The organism is Streptomyces sp. NPDC057287 (assembly GCF_042667905.1).
Classification (GTDB): domain Bacteria; phylum Actinomycetota; class Actinomycetes; order Streptomycetales; family Streptomycetaceae; genus Streptomyces.
The window spans coordinates 151,087-167,538 of record NZ_JBHUYV010000018.1; the positions used below are offsets into that span (position 1 = coordinate 151,087).

16 protein-coding genes and 1 pseudogene are annotated in these 16,452 nt (G+C 69.8%); 8 read left to right on the plus strand and 9 right to left on the minus strand.

Translation table 11 applies throughout. From position 1 onward, the window contains the following. Positions 1-58 precede the first annotated feature (58 nt). The gene (locus ACFUNE_RS29755; RefSeq protein WP_383574393.1) at positions 59-2,308 is read right to left on the minus strand and encodes a transglycosylase domain-containing protein; all 2,250 of its coding nucleotides are present in this window, start codon (positions 2,306-2,308) and stop codon (positions 59-61) included. A gap of 398 nt (positions 2,309-2,706) precedes the next feature. Here ACFUNE_RS29755 and ACFUNE_RS29760 point away from each other — a divergent pair, with 398 nt between their 5' ends. Next, a complete protein-coding gene (locus ACFUNE_RS29760) occupies positions 2,707-3,084 on the plus strand; it encodes a WhiB family transcriptional regulator (RefSeq protein WP_383574395.1) in 378 nt (125 codons plus the stop codon). A gap of 39 nt (positions 3,085-3,123) precedes the next feature. Here the strand turns inward: ACFUNE_RS29760 and ACFUNE_RS29765 are convergent, their stop codons facing one another. Together ACFUNE_RS29765 and ACFUNE_RS29770 are read right to left on the minus strand one after the other, a co-directional pair. After that, positions 3,124-4,557 (minus strand): ArsA-related P-loop ATPase, encoded by a 1,434-nt coding sequence (locus ACFUNE_RS29765; protein ID WP_383574397.1) that lies wholly within the window; start codon positions 4,555-4,557, stop codon positions 3,124-3,126. After that, positions 4,554-5,588, minus strand: coding sequence for an ArsA family ATPase (locus ACFUNE_RS29770; RefSeq protein ID WP_383574399.1), 1,035 nt, complete (start codon positions 5,586-5,588; stop codon positions 4,554-4,556). Before ACFUNE_RS29770 ends, ACFUNE_RS29765 begins: the two co-directional genes overlap by 4 nt. 71 nt (positions 5,589-5,659) lie before the next feature. Here ACFUNE_RS29770 and ACFUNE_RS29775 point away from each other — a divergent pair, with 71 nt between their 5' ends. The 4 genes from ACFUNE_RS29775 to ACFUNE_RS29790 all read left to right on the plus strand — a co-directional run bounded on the left by ACFUNE_RS29775 (position 5,660) and on the right by ACFUNE_RS29790 (position 8,193). Then, the gene (locus tag ACFUNE_RS29775; protein ID WP_019992579.1) at positions 5,660-5,818 is read left to right on the plus strand and encodes a DUF4177 domain-containing protein; all 159 of its coding nucleotides are present in this window, start codon (positions 5,660-5,662) and stop codon (positions 5,816-5,818) included. Further along, positions 5,818-6,288, plus strand: coding sequence for a RidA family protein (locus ACFUNE_RS29780; RefSeq protein ID WP_376368704.1), 471 nt, complete (start codon positions 5,818-5,820; stop codon positions 6,286-6,288). Before ACFUNE_RS29775 ends, ACFUNE_RS29780 begins: the two co-directional genes overlap by 1 nt. A 151-nt stretch (positions 6,289-6,439) precedes the next feature. Continuing rightward, positions 6,440-7,366, plus strand: coding sequence for an NUDIX hydrolase (locus ACFUNE_RS29785; RefSeq protein WP_383574401.1), 927 nt, complete (start codon positions 6,440-6,442; stop codon positions 7,364-7,366). Then, positions 7,363-8,193 carry an MBL fold metallo-hydrolase gene (locus ACFUNE_RS29790; protein WP_383574403.1) on the plus strand — a complete coding sequence of 277 codons (831 nt, stop codon included), beginning with the start codon at positions 7,363-7,365 and terminating at the stop codon, positions 8,191-8,193. Before ACFUNE_RS29785 ends, ACFUNE_RS29790 begins: the two co-directional genes overlap by 4 nt. A 123-nt stretch (positions 8,194-8,316) precedes the next feature. On the opposite strand, the gene ACFUNE_RS29795 is transcribed toward ACFUNE_RS29790, so the two are convergent. Then, positions 8,317-8,991, minus strand: coding sequence for a Crp/Fnr family transcriptional regulator (locus ACFUNE_RS29795; RefSeq protein WP_031090867.1), 675 nt, complete (start codon positions 8,989-8,991; stop codon positions 8,317-8,319). Between the two features lie 253 nt (positions 8,992-9,244). Between ACFUNE_RS29795 and nth the strand changes: the two genes are divergently transcribed. The 3 genes from nth (at position 9,245) to ACFUNE_RS29810 (ending at position 12,357) form a co-directional block, all read left to right on the plus strand. Further along, positions 9,245-10,177 (plus strand): endonuclease III, encoded by a 933-nt coding sequence (gene nth / locus ACFUNE_RS29800; protein ID WP_383574406.1) that lies wholly within the window; start codon positions 9,245-9,247, stop codon positions 10,175-10,177. A 145-nt stretch (positions 10,178-10,322) separates the two neighbouring features. After that, positions 10,323-11,060, plus strand: a complete 738-nt coding sequence (locus ACFUNE_RS29805; RefSeq protein WP_383574408.1) for an NUDIX hydrolase — start codon at positions 10,323-10,325, stop codon at positions 11,058-11,060. Between the two features lie 91 nt (positions 11,061-11,151). Further along, positions 11,152-12,357: a MarP family serine protease gene (locus ACFUNE_RS29810; RefSeq protein ID WP_383574410.1), complete on the plus strand. Its 1,206-nt coding sequence runs from the start codon at positions 11,152-11,154 to the stop codon at positions 12,355-12,357. 96 nt (positions 12,358-12,453) lie between these two features. Here the strand turns inward: ACFUNE_RS29810 and ACFUNE_RS29815 are convergent, their stop codons facing one another. From ACFUNE_RS29815 to ACFUNE_RS29835, 5 genes and pseudogenes are all read right to left on the minus strand, one after another. Then, positions 12,454-12,657, minus strand: coding sequence for a hypothetical protein (locus tag ACFUNE_RS29815; protein ID WP_383574412.1), 204 nt, complete (start codon positions 12,655-12,657; stop codon positions 12,454-12,456). A 105-nt stretch (positions 12,658-12,762) separates the two neighbouring features. Then, positions 12,763-13,743 carry an alpha/beta fold hydrolase gene (locus ACFUNE_RS29820; RefSeq protein ID WP_383574414.1) on the minus strand — a complete coding sequence of 327 codons (981 nt, stop codon included), beginning with the start codon at positions 13,741-13,743 and terminating at the stop codon, positions 12,763-12,765. After that, positions 13,740-14,270 (minus strand): phage holin family protein, encoded by a 531-nt coding sequence (locus tag ACFUNE_RS29825; protein ID WP_383574416.1) that lies wholly within the window; start codon positions 14,268-14,270, stop codon positions 13,740-13,742. The genes ACFUNE_RS29820 and ACFUNE_RS29825 overlap by 4 nt, the downstream gene beginning before the upstream one ends. A 39-nt stretch (positions 14,271-14,309) precedes the next feature. After that, positions 14,310-15,710 carry a Na+/H+ antiporter NhaA gene (gene nhaA / locus ACFUNE_RS29830; RefSeq protein WP_383574418.1) on the minus strand — a complete coding sequence of 467 codons (1,401 nt, stop codon included), beginning with the start codon at positions 15,708-15,710 and terminating at the stop codon, positions 14,310-14,312. A 394-nt stretch (positions 15,711-16,104) separates the two neighbouring features. Continuing rightward, positions 16,105-16,452 (minus strand): annotated as a pseudogene (locus ACFUNE_RS29835) (acetyl-coenzyme A synthetase); the annotation flags it as partial.

Below are 16,452 nucleotides of genomic sequence, written 5' to 3' on the forward strand. Positions count from 1 at the left end.
CCTTCATGATGTCGCCGCGTGACCCGGACAGCTGGAGGGTCGTCGCACGGCCGGGGAGTCAGGGGCCGTTGCCGCCGCGTCCGCCGCCGTCGTTGCCGCCGATGATGCCGGGCGGCAGGGTGATCCCGCCGAGGGGGTCGGTCGTGCCGGGCTTGCCGTTGTTGCCGCCGTTGCCGTTACCGCCGCCGCCGTTGCCGCGGCCGTCGCCCTTGTCCTTCTCCTGTTCCTTCTCCTTGGCACGCGGCACCGAGACCGGATTGAAGGACGGGGTCTCGGAGGCGTTCAGGGCGCCGGTCATCGCGGTCTTCCAGATGGGGCCGGGAAGGCAGCCGCCGCAGACCTTGTCGTAGTACTGGCCACCGATGGTGATGTTGTACATCGGCACCTTCTTGCCGACGTCCGCACCCACCCACACCGCCGTGGAGAGGTTCGGCGTGTAACCGACGAACCAGGCGTCCACACGGTCGTTGGTGGTACCGGTCTTGCCCGCGTTGTCGCGGTCCGTCAGGCCGGCCTGGGTGCCGGTGCCGTCCTCGACGACACCCTTGAGCATCTGGTTGATGGTGTCGGCCGTCTTCTCGCTCATCGCCGACGAGCACGAGGACTTGGGCACGTCGAGCTTCTTGCCGTTCGCGTCCGTGATGGCCTCGATGGCGACCGGCGTGCAGAACGTGCCGCGGTTGGCGAACGCCGCGTACGTGGAGGCCATTCCGAGCGGGGTGCTCTCCGTGCCGCCCAGCGTGATCGACGGGTGGCTGTCCGAGACGGGCTTGCCGTCGCCCCGCTCGTAGCCGAGCTTCTTCGCCATGGTGACCGTCTCGCACAGCCCGGCCTGCTGCTCCAGCTTGGCGAAGTAGGTGTTGATCGACTTGCCGAGCGCGCTCGTCATGTCGAAGGCGCCCTTCTCGGACTCCATCTCGTTCTGGAGGTCCCAGTTCCCGCTGCCGACCGGCGATCCCGCGCAGTTCCGGTAGGAGTCCATCGGCATCGAGATCTTCCAGTCGGAGCTGTAGCTCTGCGCCGGGTTGATGCCCTTCTCCAGGGCCGCGGCGGCCGTGATCGGCTTGAAGGTGGAACCGACCTGGAAGCCGTAGGTGCTGCCGCCCATCTTGTTGCTGACGGCGAGGTTGAGCACCGTCTGGTGCTTCTTCTGGTCCAGGCCGTACGGCCTGGACTGGCCCATCGAGAGGATCTTGCCGGTGCCGGGCTGGACCTGCACCACCGACGCGGCGACCTTGTCGCCCTTGTTGACCTTCGAGGTCGCGGCCTCGTTGGCGGCCTGCTGCGCGCGCGGCGAGAGAGTGGTCTTGATGGTCAGCCCGCCGAGGTTCCAGAGCTTGGTGCGCTCCTCGTGGGTCTTGCCGAAGGCCGGGTCGTTCAGGACGGTCTTGCGCACGTAGTCGCAGAAGAAGCCGGCGCCACTGACGGCTGTGATGCATCCACTGTTCGGCTTGCTGACCTTCAGCTCGATCGGGGCGGCGATGGCTTTCGCGGCCTCGTCCTGAGAGATGTCGCCGACGGCGGCCATGCGCTGCAGCACGGTGTTGCGACGCTTGGTCGCCTCCTCCGTGTCGTTGACCGGGTCGTAGCGGGTCGGTGACTGGACGAGGCCGGCCAGCATCGCCGCCTCCTCCAGCTTCAGGTCCTTGGCGGGCTTGGAGAAGTAGCGCCGGGAGGCCGCCTCGACCCCGTAGGCCTGCTGTCCGAAGAACGTGATGTTGAGGTAGTTCTCCAGGATCTTCTTCTTGCCGAGCTCTTCCTCGACCTGGATCGCGTACTTCAGCTCCCGGACCTTGCGGCCCAGGGTCTGCTGCGTGGCCTCGGCGACCTTCTCCGGGTCGTCGCCCGCCTCCTCGACGAAGACGTTCTTCACGTACTGCTGGGTGAGCGTCGAGGCGCCCTGTGCGGCGCCGCCCTCCTGCACGTTGCGGTTCATCGCGCGCAGGATGCCCTTGAGGTCGACTGCCCCGTGCTCGTAGAAGCGCGAGTCCTCGATCGCGATGATCGCGTCCTGCATGTACGGGGAGATGTCCTTGAGCGGGACGACGGTGCGGTCGCGCGAGTAGTCCGTCGCGATGAGCCCGCCCTCGTTGTCCAGGATCGTGATCCGCTGGCTCAGCGGCGGGGTCTTGAGGTTGGAGGGGATCTCGTCGAATCCCTCGACCGTCCCCTTGGCGGCGAGCCCGAGTGCGCCGGCGGCCGGCAGCGCGATGCCCGCCAGCACAGCTCCGGAGAGCGCGGCGACACCGAGGAACTTGGCGGCCTGCTGGGTCGTCGTCAGACCCCCGCCTGAGCGCTTCTTTGGCATGGGGGCAGCCTACGTTCTCATTCGCCGGACATACGTATAGGCCTTGGCCTAAGCTGCTCTCAACTGTCACAGCAGTCCGGTTTTGTATCAACCCCTCTGCACGCCCCTCACCGGATTTCAGCCACTCGCAGAGGCGTTCCCGAATTCGCCTTGTATGTCACTGATTGTCCGTTGCGACTTGGGGTTCCTGTCCCGATTCTGTCGGGATAGTCGCGCATGTCCTTGCATCACTCCCCTGGGTGATCTGCCGCGTACGCATAGTCCGTTCGGGCCATTCAAGATTGGGCCCGAAGGGGGTGTTGTGCTGTCGCCACCTTCCGTAACGTCCTCAACTGGCAGCGGTGAATATGCCGCTACCGCCGTGGGGGAGCCTCGATTCGGGAGAGGACGGCGCCGGCATGGGCTGGGTAACCGACTGGAGTGCGCAGGCAGCCTGCCGCACTACCGATCCGGATGAATTGTTCGTACAAGGGGCAGCGCAGAACAGGGCCAAGGCGGTGTGCACCGGATGTCCGGTGCGGACCGAGTGCCTGGCCGATGCGCTGGACAATCGCGTCGAGTTCGGCGTGTGGGGCGGAATGACGGAGCGGGAGCGTCGAGCACTGCTGAGGCGGCGGCCCACCGTGACCTCGTGGCGCCGCCTGCTGGAGACCGCGCGCGGTGAGTACGAGCGGTCCACGGGCATGCTGCCCGCAGCGGTGGGCTTGGACGACGGCCTGCATGACGACGATCTGCACGACGACGAACTGCACGAGACGTTCGCCGCCGTGGGGTAGTGCCGAGGGGTCGACCGTGCGGGAAGCCCGGTGGTGGTCCTACGCAGCTCCGGCCGGCGCGGACCCGGTCGCGAGCCGTTCCCCGATGGCCCTGAGGCCTGAGAGGTCGTGCACGTCACCTGGCAGCGCGGCCACCTCGGTCACCGGGACCTCGGGGTGGAGCGTGGTGAAGCGCTCACGCGTGTGCTGTTCGCGCGCCACCACCTGCATCCGCTCGGCATGCAGCCGCAGCAGACCTGCGGTCAGCTGCTCGACCGACGCGACGTCCGGGACGGCTCTGTCGTGCCCGTCTGCTTCCGTGTCCATGGGGGGTCCGGACGGGTCAGGTGACTTTCGGCCACGGCTGTGCGGCTCAGGGGTGATCGACGTCCGGTCGTGCTGGGGCGGCTCCTGCTGGGGCGGCTCGTGCGGGGAGGGCTCGTCGTCGGGCTCGGGGGAAAGCGACGACTCCGTGACTTCGGGGGAGGTGGCGGCCAACGGGTCCGCCGGGTCACCAAAGCCAGCCTTCCCGGCCGCCTGATCCACAATGCCGGCGTCTTCAAGATTTTCTGCGGCGGCCAGTGCCCGCTCCGCGGAGAGCCGTGAGGCCTCGCTGCCGTGCACCCGGTTGAGGACCAGGCCTGCCAGTGGCATCTCCTCCGCGGCCAGCCGTTCCACGAAGTAGGCGGCCTCGCGGAGCGCGTCCCGCTCCGGCGTCGCCACCACGAGGAACGCCGTACCGGGCGCCTGGAGCAGTTTGTACGTCGCGTCGGCCCGCGTACGGAATCCGCCGAACATGGAGTCCATCGCCGCGACGAACGTCTGTACGTCGCGCAGGAACTGGCCGCCGAGCAGCTTGCCGAGCGTCCCGGTCATCATCGACATGCCGACATTGAGGAACTTCATCCCGGCCCGCCCGCCGATCTTCGCCGGAGCGATCAGCAGCCGGATGAACTTCCCGTCCAGGAAGGAGCCGAGACGTTTCGGTGCGTCCAGGAAGTCCAGCGCGGAGCGGGACGGCGGGGTGTCGACGACGATCAGGTCCCACTCGTCGCGCGCCCTCAGCTGCCCGAGCTTCTCCATCGCCATGTACTCCTGCGTGCCCGCGAACCCGGCCGACAGCGACTGGTAGAACGGGTTCTCCAGGATCGCGCGGGCCCGCTCGGCATCCGTGTGCGCCTCGACGGTCTCGTCGAAGGTGCGCTTCATGTCGAGCATCATGGCGTGCAGTTCGCCCTCGCCCTCGATGTCCTCGACCCGGCGCGGGATGTTGTCCAGCCGGTCGATGCCCATGGACTGGGCGAGCCGTCGGGCCGGGTCGATGGTGAGGACGACGACCTTGCGGCCGCGCTCGGCCGCCCGCACGCCGAGCGCCGCCGCGGTCGTGGTCTTGCCCACGCCGCCGGAGCCGCAGCACACGATGATGCGGATCTCCGGATCGTCCAGGAGCGCGTCGGTCTCCAGCCCCGGTGCGATGTCCGTGTCCAGTGTCATGAGCCCACCCCTCGTCCGGAGCCGCGTCGATTCCCGCCCGGGGGCTTCTGCCCCGCCGCGTCCGCCGTCTCGTCGCCGACACCCTGTTTGCGGAACTCCTCCGCCAGCTCGTACAGCGCGGACGGGCTCACTCCCTCGCCCATCAGCGGGAGCTCGGCCATGGGCAGCCCGAGCCCGGCCAGCACCGCGCGCTGCTCGCGCTCCAGGCCGACCCGCTGGGCATGCTCGGCGGCCTGCTCGACCAGCGGCTTGACCAGCCCGGCGGAACCCGTCACGCCGGCCCGGGTGAGCGTCTTCGCGATCTCCTTGCGGCGGCCCCCCGACGCCGTACGCAGCGCCTCCTCGTCCAGCAGATGGGGCCGCACCATGTTCACCACGACCCGGCCCACGGGCAGTTCGGCGGCCCGCAGCTCCGCGATCCCGTCCGCGGTCTCCTGGACCGGCATCTCCTCCAGGAGCGTCACCAGGTGGACGGCGGTCTCGGGGGACTTGAGCACCCGCATCACGGCCTGCGCCTGGTTGTGTATCGGGCCGATCCGCGCCAGCCCCGCCACCTCGTCGTTCACGTTGAGGAAACGGGTAATCCGGCCGGTGGGCGGAGCGTCCATGATCACGTAGTCGTAGACGAACCGGCCCTGCTTGTCCTTGCGGCGTACGGCCTCGCAGGCCTTGCCGGTCAGCAGGACGTCCCGGACCCCCGGCGCGATGGTGGTGGCGAAGTCGATCGCGCCGAGCTTCTTCAGCGCCCGGCCGGCGCTGCCCAGCTTGTAGAACATCTGGAGGTAGTCGAGCAGCGCGCGCTCGGCGTCGATCGCCAGGGCGTGGACCTCGCCTCCCCCCGGTGCGACGGCGATCCTGCGTTCTTCGTAGGGGAGGGCATCGGACTCGAAGAGCTGGGCGATGCCCTGCCTGCCCTCGACCTCGACGAGGAGAGTGCGCCTGCCCTCGGTCGCGAGGGCGAGCGCGAGTGCGGCGGCGACCGTGGTCTTACCGGTCCCGCCCTTGCCGCTGACGACCTGGAACCTGCTCACGTCTTCGAGCCTAACCAGTCGGCAGGCAGGCTACGCACGAGGCGGCATGTGCCAGGCATTACAGTCGGCTCATGACCAAGTGGGAATACGCGACCGTGCCCCTTCTCGTGCACGCGACCAAGCAGATTCTGGACACCTGGGGCGAGGACGGCTGGGAGCTGGTCCAGGTCGTTCCCGGCCCGAACAACCCCGAGCAGCTCGTGGCCTACCTGAAGCGGGAGAAGCCGTAGTGGCGGGCGCCGTCGAGGCGAAGCTCGCCGAACTGGGCCTGACGCTCCCCGACGTCGTACCGCCGCTGGCCTCCTACCAGCCGGCCGTGCGGTCCGGGGTGTACGTCTACACCTCGGGCCAGCTCCCGATGGTGGACGGCAAGCTCGCCGTGACCGGCAAGGTCGGCGCCGAGGTGACGGCGGACGAGGCCAAGGAGCTCGCGAAGACCTGCGCGCTGAACGCCCTGGCGGCCGTGAAGTCGGTCGCCGGTGACCTGGACCGGATCGCGCGGGTCGTGAAGGTCGTGGGCTTCGTCGCCTCGGCCGCGGACTTCACCGGGCAGCCGGGCGTGATCAACGGGGCGAGCGAGCTCCTGGGCGCCGTCCTGGGCGACAAGGGCGTGCACGCCCGCAGCGCCGTGGGCGTCGCGGTGCTGCCGCTGGACGCGCCGGTCGAGGTCGAGGTCCAGGTCGAGCTCGTCGACGCCTGACCCGCCCGATCCGGCACCACCCCGATCCCGTCCGGTCCGTGACCGGGCGGGATCGCGTGTGTCCGCGGCCTGTCTCCATCATGCGTGCATGAGGCATGCATCGATCTGTGGGCCCCTCGAACATCGGCGCGGTTCCGGATAGCCTCCCGCCATGTCGAACGGTCAGTGGTACCCACCGGAATGGCCCGCCCGGATCCGGGCCCTCGCCAGCGGCGAGCTGACAGCCGTGTCCCCCAGGCGTGCTGCCACGGTCATGCTGCTCCGGGACGACACATCGGGCCCGGACGGTGCCGGTCCGTCCGTCCACATGCTGCGCCGGCGCACCAGCATGGCCTTTGCCGGGGGCGCGTACGCCTATCCGGGTGGCGGGGTCGACCCGCGCGACGACGACCACCTCGTCGGCTGGGCCGGACCGTCCCTGGAGACCTGGGCCGGCCGGCTGGGCGTCGGCACGGCGGCAGAGGCCCAGGCGGTGGTCTGCGCCGCCGTCCGGGAGACGTACGAGGAGGCCGGTGTCCTGCTGGCCGGGCCGACCGCCGGCACCGTCGTCAGCGACACCACGGGCGCGGACTGGGAGGCCGACCGCCAGGCACTCGTCGACCGGGAGCTGTCCTTCGCCGGCTTCCTGGACCGCAGGGGCCTGGTGCTGCGCTCCGATCTGCTGGCCGCCTGGGCGCGCTGGATCACCCCGGCCTTCGAACCGCGTCGCTACGACACCTGGTTCTTCGTGGCCGCGCTCCCGGAGGGCCAGCGCACCCGGAACGCTTCCACCGAGGCCGACCGCACGGTGTGGATCCGTCCCGGCGACGCCACCGACGGCTACGACAAGGGCGAACTGCTGATGATGCCGCCCACCGTGGCCACCCTGCGGGCGCTGAGGCCGTACGGGACGGCCGCGGAGGCGCTGAAGGCAGCGGATTCCCAGAACCTGGCTCCGGTGCTGGCAGAGGCCCGTATGGAGGGTGATGAGCTGGTGCTGAGCTGGCCGGGTCACGACGAGTTCACCAAACACGTCCCGACGTCGGGCGGATCCGCTTCCCCTTCCGCCGGCGACGGCACGGACGGGAACCCCTCATGAGCGACGCGGGCGCACTGCCGGGGCAGCCCCGCGGCGGGGTCCTCTCCGGGCCCGCCACGGCCCGTACGGTCAACGTCCTGGCGCCCAACGCCTCGGCGATGACGCTGGACGGGACCAACACCTGGATCGTGGCTGAGCCGGACTCCGGCCTCGCGGTCGTGATCGACCCGGGTCCGCTCGACGACGTACACCTCCGCGCCGTCGTCGCCGCCGCGGAGAGGGCGGGGAAGCGCGTGGGCCTCACCCTGCTCACGCACGGCCACCCCGACCACGCGGAGGGCGCCGCCCGGTTCGCCGAGCTCACGCGTACGAAGGTCCGCGCCCTGGACGTGGCGCTGCGCCTGGGCGACGAGGGGCTCACGGCCGGCGACGTGATCACCACGGGAGGGCTCGAACTCCGCGTCGTCCCCACCCCGGGGCACACCGCGGACTCCCTCTCCTTCCACCTGCCCGCCGACCGGGCGGTGCTGACGGGCGACACGATCCTCGGGCGCGGAACCACGGTCGTCGCCCACCCGGACGGCCGGCTCGGCGACTACCTGGACACCCTGCGGCGGCTGCGCTCGCTGGCGGTCGACGACGGGGTGCACACGGTGCTCCCGGGGCACGGGCCGGTACTGGAGGACGCTCAGGGTGCCGTGGAGTTCTACCTCGCCCACCGGGCCAACCGCCTCGCCCAGGTCGAGACGGCCGTGGAGGCGGGGCACCGTACGCCCGCCGAGGTCGTGGCGGCGGTGTACGCGGATGTGGACCGTTCCCTCTGGCCGGCGGCGGAGCTGTCGGTGCGGGCCCAGATGGAGTACCTGACGGAGCGCGGGCTGATCTGACCGGAACCCGGCCGGGGCGGGTACGCGAAAGGCCCCACCGGGAGGTGGGGCCTTTTCGGTGGCGGTGCCGCCCTGGCGGCCGTACGCGGTCGCCAGGACGGCTGCCGTGTACGGGCGGAGGCGTCAGCGGGAGCGCTTCGCCAGCCGCTCCACGTCCAGCAGGATCACGGCGCGTGCCTCGAGCCGGAGCCAGCCGCGGCCCGCGAAGTCCGCGAGTGCCTTGTTGACCGTCTCGCGGGAGGCGCCGACCAGCTGGGCCAGCTCTTCCTGCGTCAGGTCGTGCACGACGTGGATGCCCTCCTCCGACTGCACGCCGAAGCGGCGCGACAGGTCGAGGAGCGCACGGGCGACACGGCCCGGGACGTCGGAGAAGACCAGGTCGGACATCTGGTCGTTCGTCTTGCGCAGACGGCGGGCGACTGCGCGCAGCAGAGCGGTGGCCACCTCGGGGCGGGCGTTCAGCCAGGGCTGGAGGTCTCCGTGGCCGAGGCCGAGGAGCTTGACCTCGGTGAGTGCCGAGGCGGTCGCGGTGCGCGGGCCCGGGTCGAAGAGCGACAGCTCACCGATCAGCTCACCGGGGCCGAGGACGGCCAGCATGTTCTCCCGGCCGTCGGGCGAGGTGCGGTGGAGCTTCACCTTGCCCTCGGTGACCACGTACAGGCGGTCGCCCGGGTCGCCCTCGTGAAACAGCGCGTCGCCGCGCGCGAGGGTCACCTCACTCATCGAGGCGCGGAGCTCCGCGGCCTGCTCGTCATCGAGCGCCGCGAAAAGCGGGGCGCGCCGCAGAACGTCGTCCACGAGTTCTCTCCTTGTCGGCCTGTTCAGGGAAGCGTGGTTTCCATGATGCCGGACGGTAAAACAGTGCGATCGATCACAAACCAGTTTGACGCACGGGCGTGCCGGACCCTACGGCAGGGGGCCGATTGGGCGTGGATACGCGGTGACCGGGGCGGATGTCAGCCCCTGGCTCTAGGCTGGCCGGGTGTCCGGAACGCCGGTGAGAGCGCAGGCCAAGGGGGCTGATGGGGTGTCGGGAGACAAGAATTCCGCTGTGGGCGAACAGGGTGGACGAGGTGAGAAAAGAGCCGCAAATCGCTCGACGGGAGGAGCGGCGTCGGCGAAGTCCGCGCGGTCCGTGGACAAGCCCGCGAGGTCGTCGGACAGGCGGCCCGCGAAGTCGTCGGACGGACCGGTGAAGCCGTCGGGCAAGCCCGCCAAGCCGGAGTCGCATCTCGCGATGGTCCGTCGTGCCCGCCGGATCAACCGCGAGCTCGCCGAGGTCTACCCGTACGCCCACCCCGAGCTGGACTTCCGTAATCCCTTCGAGCTCCTGGTGGCCACGGTCCTCTCCGCCCAGACCACCGACCTGAGGGTCAACCAGACGACTCCCGCGCTCTTCGCCGCGTATCCGACGCCGGAGGACATGGCTGCCGCCGTCCCCGAGAAGCTGGAGGAGATCATCCGGCCGACCGGCTTCTTCCGGGCCAAGGCGCGGTCCCTGATGGGGCTGTCGGCCGCGCTGAGGGACGACTTCGAGGGGGAGGTCCCCGGCCGCCTCGCGGATCTCGTGAAGCTGCCCGGCGTCGGACGCAAGACGGCCAACGTCGTCCTGGGCAACGCCTTCGGCGTGCCCGGCATCACGGTGGACACCCACTTCGGCCGGCTGGTCCGCCGCTGGAAGTGGACCGAGCAGGAGGACCCGGAGAAGGTCGAGGCGGAGATCGCGGCGATCTTCCCGAAGAGCGAGTGGACGATGCTGTCGCACCGAGTGGTCTTCCACGGCCGCCGCATCTGCCACTCCCGCAAGCCCGCCTGCGGCGCCTGCCCGATCGCCGCTCTCTGCCCCGCCTACGGGGAGGGCGAGACCGATCCCGAGAAGGCGAAGAAGCTCCTGAAGTACGAGATGGGCGGCTACCCGGGCCAGCGCCTCAGCCCGCCGCCCGACTACCCGGGCATCCCAGCCCCGCCGCTGGGAGCCGCGTGAGCGACCCGTTCTCCCGGTACACGGAGTCGCGGACGCGGGGGAGCCTGCCGGGCCGGGGGACGGGGAGCGCCCTCCACGGCCCGGCGGGGCGGGTCCGTGCGGAACGAAATGGCCGACGAACGGCGTTGGAACGACGGGGGTGCCCATGACGCACACACAGAGCAGACGGACCGCGGCCGACGCGGCCACCTCGGGCACGGGCGCGCACCGCGACGACGCGCTCACCGTCTCCACGGACGGCCTGCCCGCCTGGCTCGAGCCCGTGGCCCGGGCGGCGCGGACCGTGCAGGCCGGGCAGCTCAGCCGCTTCCTGCCGCCGGAGAGCGGTGCGGGGCGCCAGTCAGCCGTTCTGATTCTCTTCGGCGAGGGGGAGCGCGGCCCGGAGCTGCTCCTTATGGAGCGTTCCGGGACCCTGCGTTCCCACCCCGGCCAGCCGTCGTTCCCGGGAGGATCCCTCGACCCGGAGGACGGCGACCACACGACCACGGGACCGCTCAGGGCCGCGTTGCGTGAGGCCGAGGAGGAGACGGGACTCGATCCGAGCGGCGTACAGCTCTTCGGCGTGCTCCCCCGGCTCTACATCCCGGTGAGCAGCTTCGTCGTCACGCCCGTCCTCGGGTGGTGGCGGACGCCCAGCCCGGTGGGGGTCGTGGACCCGGCCGAGACCGCGCGGGTCTTCACCGCCCCCGTGGCGGATCTCACGGATCCGGCCAACCGCGCGACAGTGGTCCATCCGAGCGGCCACCGAGGCGCCGCGTTCCTGGTCGAATCCGCGCTGGTCTGGGGATTCACGGCCGGGGTGATCGACAGGATTGTGCACTACGCCGGGTGGGAACGCCCCTGGGACAGGACCAGGCAGGTGCCGCTCGACTGGCGCGCATGACAGGCTGACTCCCGTGCTGCGCTGTTCCGGGTCTGGCCCGGACCCCGTCGAACCGGACGGGCCAGGTGACGAATCTGCGAGGCTATAGACGGTGAACGTGCTGGACATCCTGCTGCTCGTCGGCGCCGTGTGGTTCGCGGTCATCGGTTACCGCCAGGGTTTCGTCGTCGGCATCCTGTCCGTGGTCGGCTTCCTGGGCGGCGGGCTCGTGGCCGTCTACCTGCTGCCGGTCATATGGGACCAGGTGACCGACGGGTCGGAAGTCTCCTCCACCGCCGCCATCGTCGCGGTCGTGATCGTGATCGTGTGCGCTTCGGTGGGCCAGGCGTTCACCACACACCTCGGCAACAGACTCCGCCGGTACATCACGTGGTCCCCTGCGCGAGCCCTGGACGCCACCGGCGGCTCCCTGGTCAACGTGGTGGCCATGCTTCTGGTCGCCTGGCTGATCGGCTCCGCGCTGGCCGGTACCTCCCTGCCGACGCTGGGCAAGGAGGTACGAAGCTCCTCGGTCCTGCTGGGGGTTTCGCGGGTGATGCCCGATCAAGCCTCCACCTGGTTCACGGACTTCTCCTCCGTCCTGGCGCAGAACGGCTTCCCGCAGGTCTTCAGCCCCTTCGCCAACGAGCCCATCACCGAGGTGGAGCCCCCCGATCCCGCTCTCGTCGGCAGCCCTGTCGCAGCGCGCGCCAAGAAGTCCATCGTCAAGGTCGTGGGTATGGCACCGGGCTGCGGCAAGGTCCTCGAGGGAACCGGTTTCGTCTTCTCCGGCCGCCGTGTGATGACCAACGCCCACGTGGTCGGCGGCGTGGACGAACCGACCGTCCAGATCGGCGGCGAGGGCCGGCTGTACGACGCCAAGGTCGTCCTCTACGACTGGCAGCGGGACATCGCCGTACTGGACGTCCCGGACCTGGACGCCGAACCGCTGCGCTTCACCGACACCGACCACGACGCGGGGAGCGGCGACAGCGCCATCGTCGCCGGATTCCCGGAGAACGGCGCCTACGACGTGCGCTCCGCCCGTATCCGGGGCCGTATCGACGCCAACGGCCCGGACATCTACCACCGGGGCACCGTGCGGCGTGATGTGTACTCGCTCTACGCGACGGTGCGCCAGGGCAACTCCGGAGGCCCGCTGCTCACTCCGGACGGCAAGGTCTACGGGGTGGTGTTCGCCAAGTCGCTCGACGACCCGGACACGGGGTACGCGCTGACGGCCGACGAGATCCGCGAGGACATCGAGCTCGGCAAATCGACAGCCCAGCAGGTCGACAGCCAGGGCTGCGCACTCTGAGGTCCTTGCCGTAGGAACGCTGCGTACGAGCCCCGGGCCTCGATGACTTCCACGGTCCGGGGCGCTCGTGCGATGTGCTGCCCTTCGGCGCCTATGTCATCCGCGGGGATGGCGCAGGCGTGCCGACACCCAGCGGGCCCGGCGGTGGAGGATGCGCGGAATACCCAGCCGCAGATCATGGAAATCGCTCACATCGTGCACCCGGCTCACTGAGCCGTCCCCCTCATGAGTGCTCGGACCGGCAAGAGCGGTCGAGCGGTGGTTGCGTGCTGCGTCATTGAAGTCGCGCGTCCAGCCCATACCCCGACGTCTGCCCGTGACCCAAGGTCGGTAATCGCGCGCAAGTCAGCCAATTGGCTTATGCGGCAGGCACTTGGCTGTTCGTCGGACGCGTGTGCCCCTCGGCTACCGGTCGGGCTCGGGGTCCTTGAGCCAGTTGATGAGTTCGGTCGAGAACCCGGCCGGATCCTCCTCGTGGGGGAAGTGCCCCAGACCGTCGAAAAGTCGCCATCGGTACGGAGCCTCGACGTACTCTCCCGACCCCGCGGAACTACGGGTTCGGATCGCCGGGTCGAGAGAGCCGTGGAGGTGCAGCGTGGGTACGCGAACCGGACGCTTCATGCGCCGGTTGAACTGGACGCCGTCCGGGCGGGCCAGGGAACGGACCATCCAGCGGTACGGCTCGATCGAGCAGTGTGCCGTCGACGGGATGCACATCGCGCGCCGGTAGACGTCCACCGTCTTGTCGTCGGGGAAGTCCGGGGTGCGCGGACCCGACCAGTCGCGGATCAGCCGCGCCACCAACGCCGCGTCTTCCGCCACGAGCTGACGCTCCGGGACCCACGGACGCTGGAAGCCCCAGATGTGGGAGCCGGCCCGGGACTGCGCGAGGTCCGACAGCATCGAGGAACGCCAGCGGCGCGGGTGCGGCATCGAGGAGACCACGAGCCGCCGCACCAGCTTCGGGCGCATCACCGCGGCCGTCCAGGCGAGGTAGCCGCCCATGTCGTGCCCCACGAGCGCCGCGTCCGGCTCGCCGAGCGAGCGGATCACGCCGGTGACGTCGAGTGCCAGGTTCGCCGGGTCGTAACCCCGGGGCGTACGGTCGCTGCCGCCGACCCCGCGCAGGTCCATCGCGACCGCGCGGTACCCCGCGTCGGCCAGGGCGGTCAGCTGGTGGCGCCAGGTCCACCAGAACTGCGGGAATCCGTGCAGAAGCAGCACCAGCGGTCCGTCACCGAGCTCGGCGATGTGGAAGCGCGCGCCGTTGGCCGCCACGTCACGGTGGGTCCAGGGACCGTCGATGCGGACGGGGCTGCCGGAACCGGCAGCCGGCCCCAGCGGCCCCACCGGGCCGCCGGATGCGCTGAAATCGGGGTCGGTCATGTGGACGAGCGTGTCACAGGGAGAGCCTTGTCCTGGACCGGGCGGTTCTCGATGGCCTTGTCCGCGAGTGTGCTGCCCTGCGCCCGTTCGATCACGCGTGCGGTGACGACGGGGCGGGGGTGCGGCTTGACGCCCTGCAGGACGGCCGCGGTCTGCTTGGCCGAAGCGATCGACTTCTCCGGCGGCTTGACCTTCTTGAACTTGGCGAGCCCGAAGAGGGCCAGCAGGATCCCCAGCAGGATGAAGGCGCCGCCGACGATCAGGAACGACCAGGCGAGACCGAGCCCCAGATTGTGGATCCCGTAGGCCGCGGCGAAGCTCAGCACGGGGATCGCGAACAGGATCAGCACACCCGTGACGATGAACGCCACGCTGCCGATCACGCCGCGCTTGACGTCCTCACGTACCTCGGCCTTGGCCAGGGCGATCTCGTCGTGCACCAGCGCGGACATCTCAGCGGTGGCCGAAGCGAACAGCTGTCCGAGACTACGGTCGGTGCTGCCCGCGTAGTTGCCGGGGTCGCTCATCCCTGACTCCCTCTCCTCTTCCGTACATCCGATGTCAGATCATGCCGGACTGTCCGGCTTGCTGCTCGCTGCCCCCGCCCGTTCGGCAAGGCGGCGGTGCTCGGCAGCCTTCTTCTCGTGGATCGCGGCCATGCGCAGGTGGTACTCGGGATCGTCCTGCTCGTAGACGTCGGGCACCCCCGATTCGTCCTCGTCGCGTTCCTCGGCCTCGTAAAGCGTCCTGTATCTGCGTACCCGCAGTTTGAGCAGTACACCGGAGAGTACGGCGGCAATCAGGGAACCGGTGAGGACCGCTGCCTTGACCTCGTTGATCATGCTCTCGTCGCCGGCGAAGGCGAGCTCCCCGATGAGCAGCGAAACGGTGAATCCGATACCCGCCAGCGTGGCCACGGCGAAGACATCCGCCCAGGCCAGGTCCTTGTTCAGCTCGGCCCGGGTGAAGCGGGTGACGAGCCAGGTGCCGCCGAAGACGCCGACGGTCTTGCCGATGATCAGACCGAGGACGACTCCGAGCGTTTCGGGCCGGGTGAAGACGCCGGCCAGGGCATCGCCCTTGAGGGTGACGCCGGCCGAGAAGAGGGCGAAGAGCGGAACCGCGACACCGGCCGACAGGGGGCGCACGAGGTGCTCGATGTGTTCGCCCGGGGAGTGCGTCTCGCCTTCGCGGCGGGTGCAGCGCAGCATGAGGCCCATGGCGACGCCGGCGATCGTCGCGTGGACACCGCTGTTGTACATCAGCCCCCAGACGACAAGGGCCAGCGGCACGTAGACGTACCAGCCCCGTACGTGCGTACGCAGCAGCACGTAGAACACGGCCAGGCCGGCGACGGCGCCGCCGAGCGCCAGGAAGTCGATGTTCTCGGTGAAGAAGACCGCGATGATGAGAATGGCGAAGAGGTCGTCGACGACGGCGAGCGTCAACAGGAAGGCGCGCAGCGCCGCCGGCAGCGAGGTGCCGATGACCGCGAGCACGGCGAGTGCGAAGGCGATGTCGGTGGCGGTGGGGACGGCCCAGCCGGCGAGAGACCCTCCACCGAGGACGGCGGTCAGTGTGTAGACGACTGCGGGGACGGCCATGCCGCAGAGCGCCGCGGCGACCGGCAGGGCCGCCGCGCGGGGGTCACGGAGCTCGCCGGCGACCAGCTCACGCTTGAGCTCGACGCCGGCGACGAAGAAGAAGACGGCGAGGAGTCCGTCGGCAGCCCAATGGGCCACCGAGAGATTGAGCCCCAGCGCTTCCGGGCCGAAGTGGAAGTCGCTGACCGACGCGTAACCGGAGCCGAAGGTGTTCGCCCAGACGAGCGCGGCAACCGCCGCGACCAGCAGGAGTACGCCTCCGACCGTCTCGGTGCGCAGGGCTTCGGCGACGTAGGTGCGCTCGGGGAGGGAGAGCCGGCCGAGAAGGGTACGGCGGCGGGAAGGGGGAACGGGCGGGGCCACGAGGGAGACCTCCGGGTCTGATTGCGGCAGTGGTGGCATGGCGGATACACATGCCGACCAGACTTCCCGGCGCCCCTGTGGAGATGTCCTGTGAAGTTGTGGCGGTGTGCTCCTGCAGGCCTGTTGGCGCAGAGGCGAATCGGACCCGGCTGACTCGCCCCGACCTGCTCGGTCGATGCATCCCGCTGACGAAAAGACCACTCTACCTGGGCTGTCGGAAACCTATCCTGATCCGGTGGCCGGCGCTTGACGGCGTGTGCCGGTACCGCGGCGTCGCACGCCTGTCACCTGCCCCTTCCGGGCACCGGAAGGGGCACCCGGAAGCAATCCGGGTGCCCCGACGGCGTGCGAGCGGTCATGCTCCAGGCTGAGGCGCGACTCCGCCTCCCGTGTTCTAGTCCTCGGAAGAAGCCGTGGGCAGTTGGGTCTGGATGAGGGACATGACGGAGGAGTCGGTGAGGGTGGTGACGTCGCCGAGTTCGCGGTTTTCGGCTACGTCGCGCAGGAGGCGGCGCATGATTTTGCCGGAGCGGGTCTTGGGGAGTTCGGCGACGGGCAGGACGCGTTTGGGTTTGGCGATGGGGCCGAGGGTGGTGCCGACGTGGTTGCGGAGTTCCGTGACCAGTTCCTCGGAGGCGGTCGCGGTACCGCGCAGGATGACGAAGGCGACGATGGCCTGGCCGGTGGTTTCGTCGTTCGCGCCGACGACGGCTGCTTCGGCGACGGAGGGGTGGGAGACGAG

Excerpts from the sequence above, each read along its gene's own strand:
- ACFUNE_RS29755 (WP_383574393.1), bottom strand. The coding sequence starts at position 2,308 with ATGCCAAAGAAGCGCTCAGGCGGGGGTCTGACGACGACCCAGCAGGCC.
- ACFUNE_RS29760 (WP_383574395.1), top strand. The coding sequence starts at position 2,707 with ATGGGCTGGGTAACCGACTGGAGTGCGCAGGCAGCCTGCCGCACTACC.
- ACFUNE_RS29765 (WP_383574397.1), bottom strand. The coding sequence starts at position 4,557 with ATGACACTGGACACGGACATCGCACCGGGGCTGGAGACCGACGCGCTC.
- ACFUNE_RS29775 (WP_019992579.1), top strand. The coding sequence starts at position 5,660 with ATGACCAAGTGGGAATACGCGACCGTGCCCCTTCTCGTGCACGCGACC.
- ACFUNE_RS29785 (WP_383574401.1), top strand. The coding sequence starts at position 6,440 with ATGTCGAACGGTCAGTGGTACCCACCGGAATGGCCCGCCCGGATCCGG.
- ACFUNE_RS29790 (WP_383574403.1), top strand. The coding sequence starts at position 7,363 with ATGAGCGACGCGGGCGCACTGCCGGGGCAGCCCCGCGGCGGGGTCCTC.
- ACFUNE_RS29805 (WP_383574408.1), top strand. The coding sequence starts at position 10,323 with ATGACGCACACACAGAGCAGACGGACCGCGGCCGACGCGGCCACCTCG.
- ACFUNE_RS29815 (WP_383574412.1), bottom strand. The coding sequence starts at position 12,657 with ATGGGCTGGACGCGCGACTTCAATGACGCAGCACGCAACCACCGCTCG.
- ACFUNE_RS29820 (WP_383574414.1), bottom strand. The coding sequence starts at position 13,743 with ATGACCGACCCCGATTTCAGCGCATCCGGCGGCCCGGTGGGGCCGCTG.
- ACFUNE_RS29825 (WP_383574416.1), bottom strand. The coding sequence starts at position 14,270 with ATGAGCGACCCCGGCAACTACGCGGGCAGCACCGACCGTAGTCTCGGA.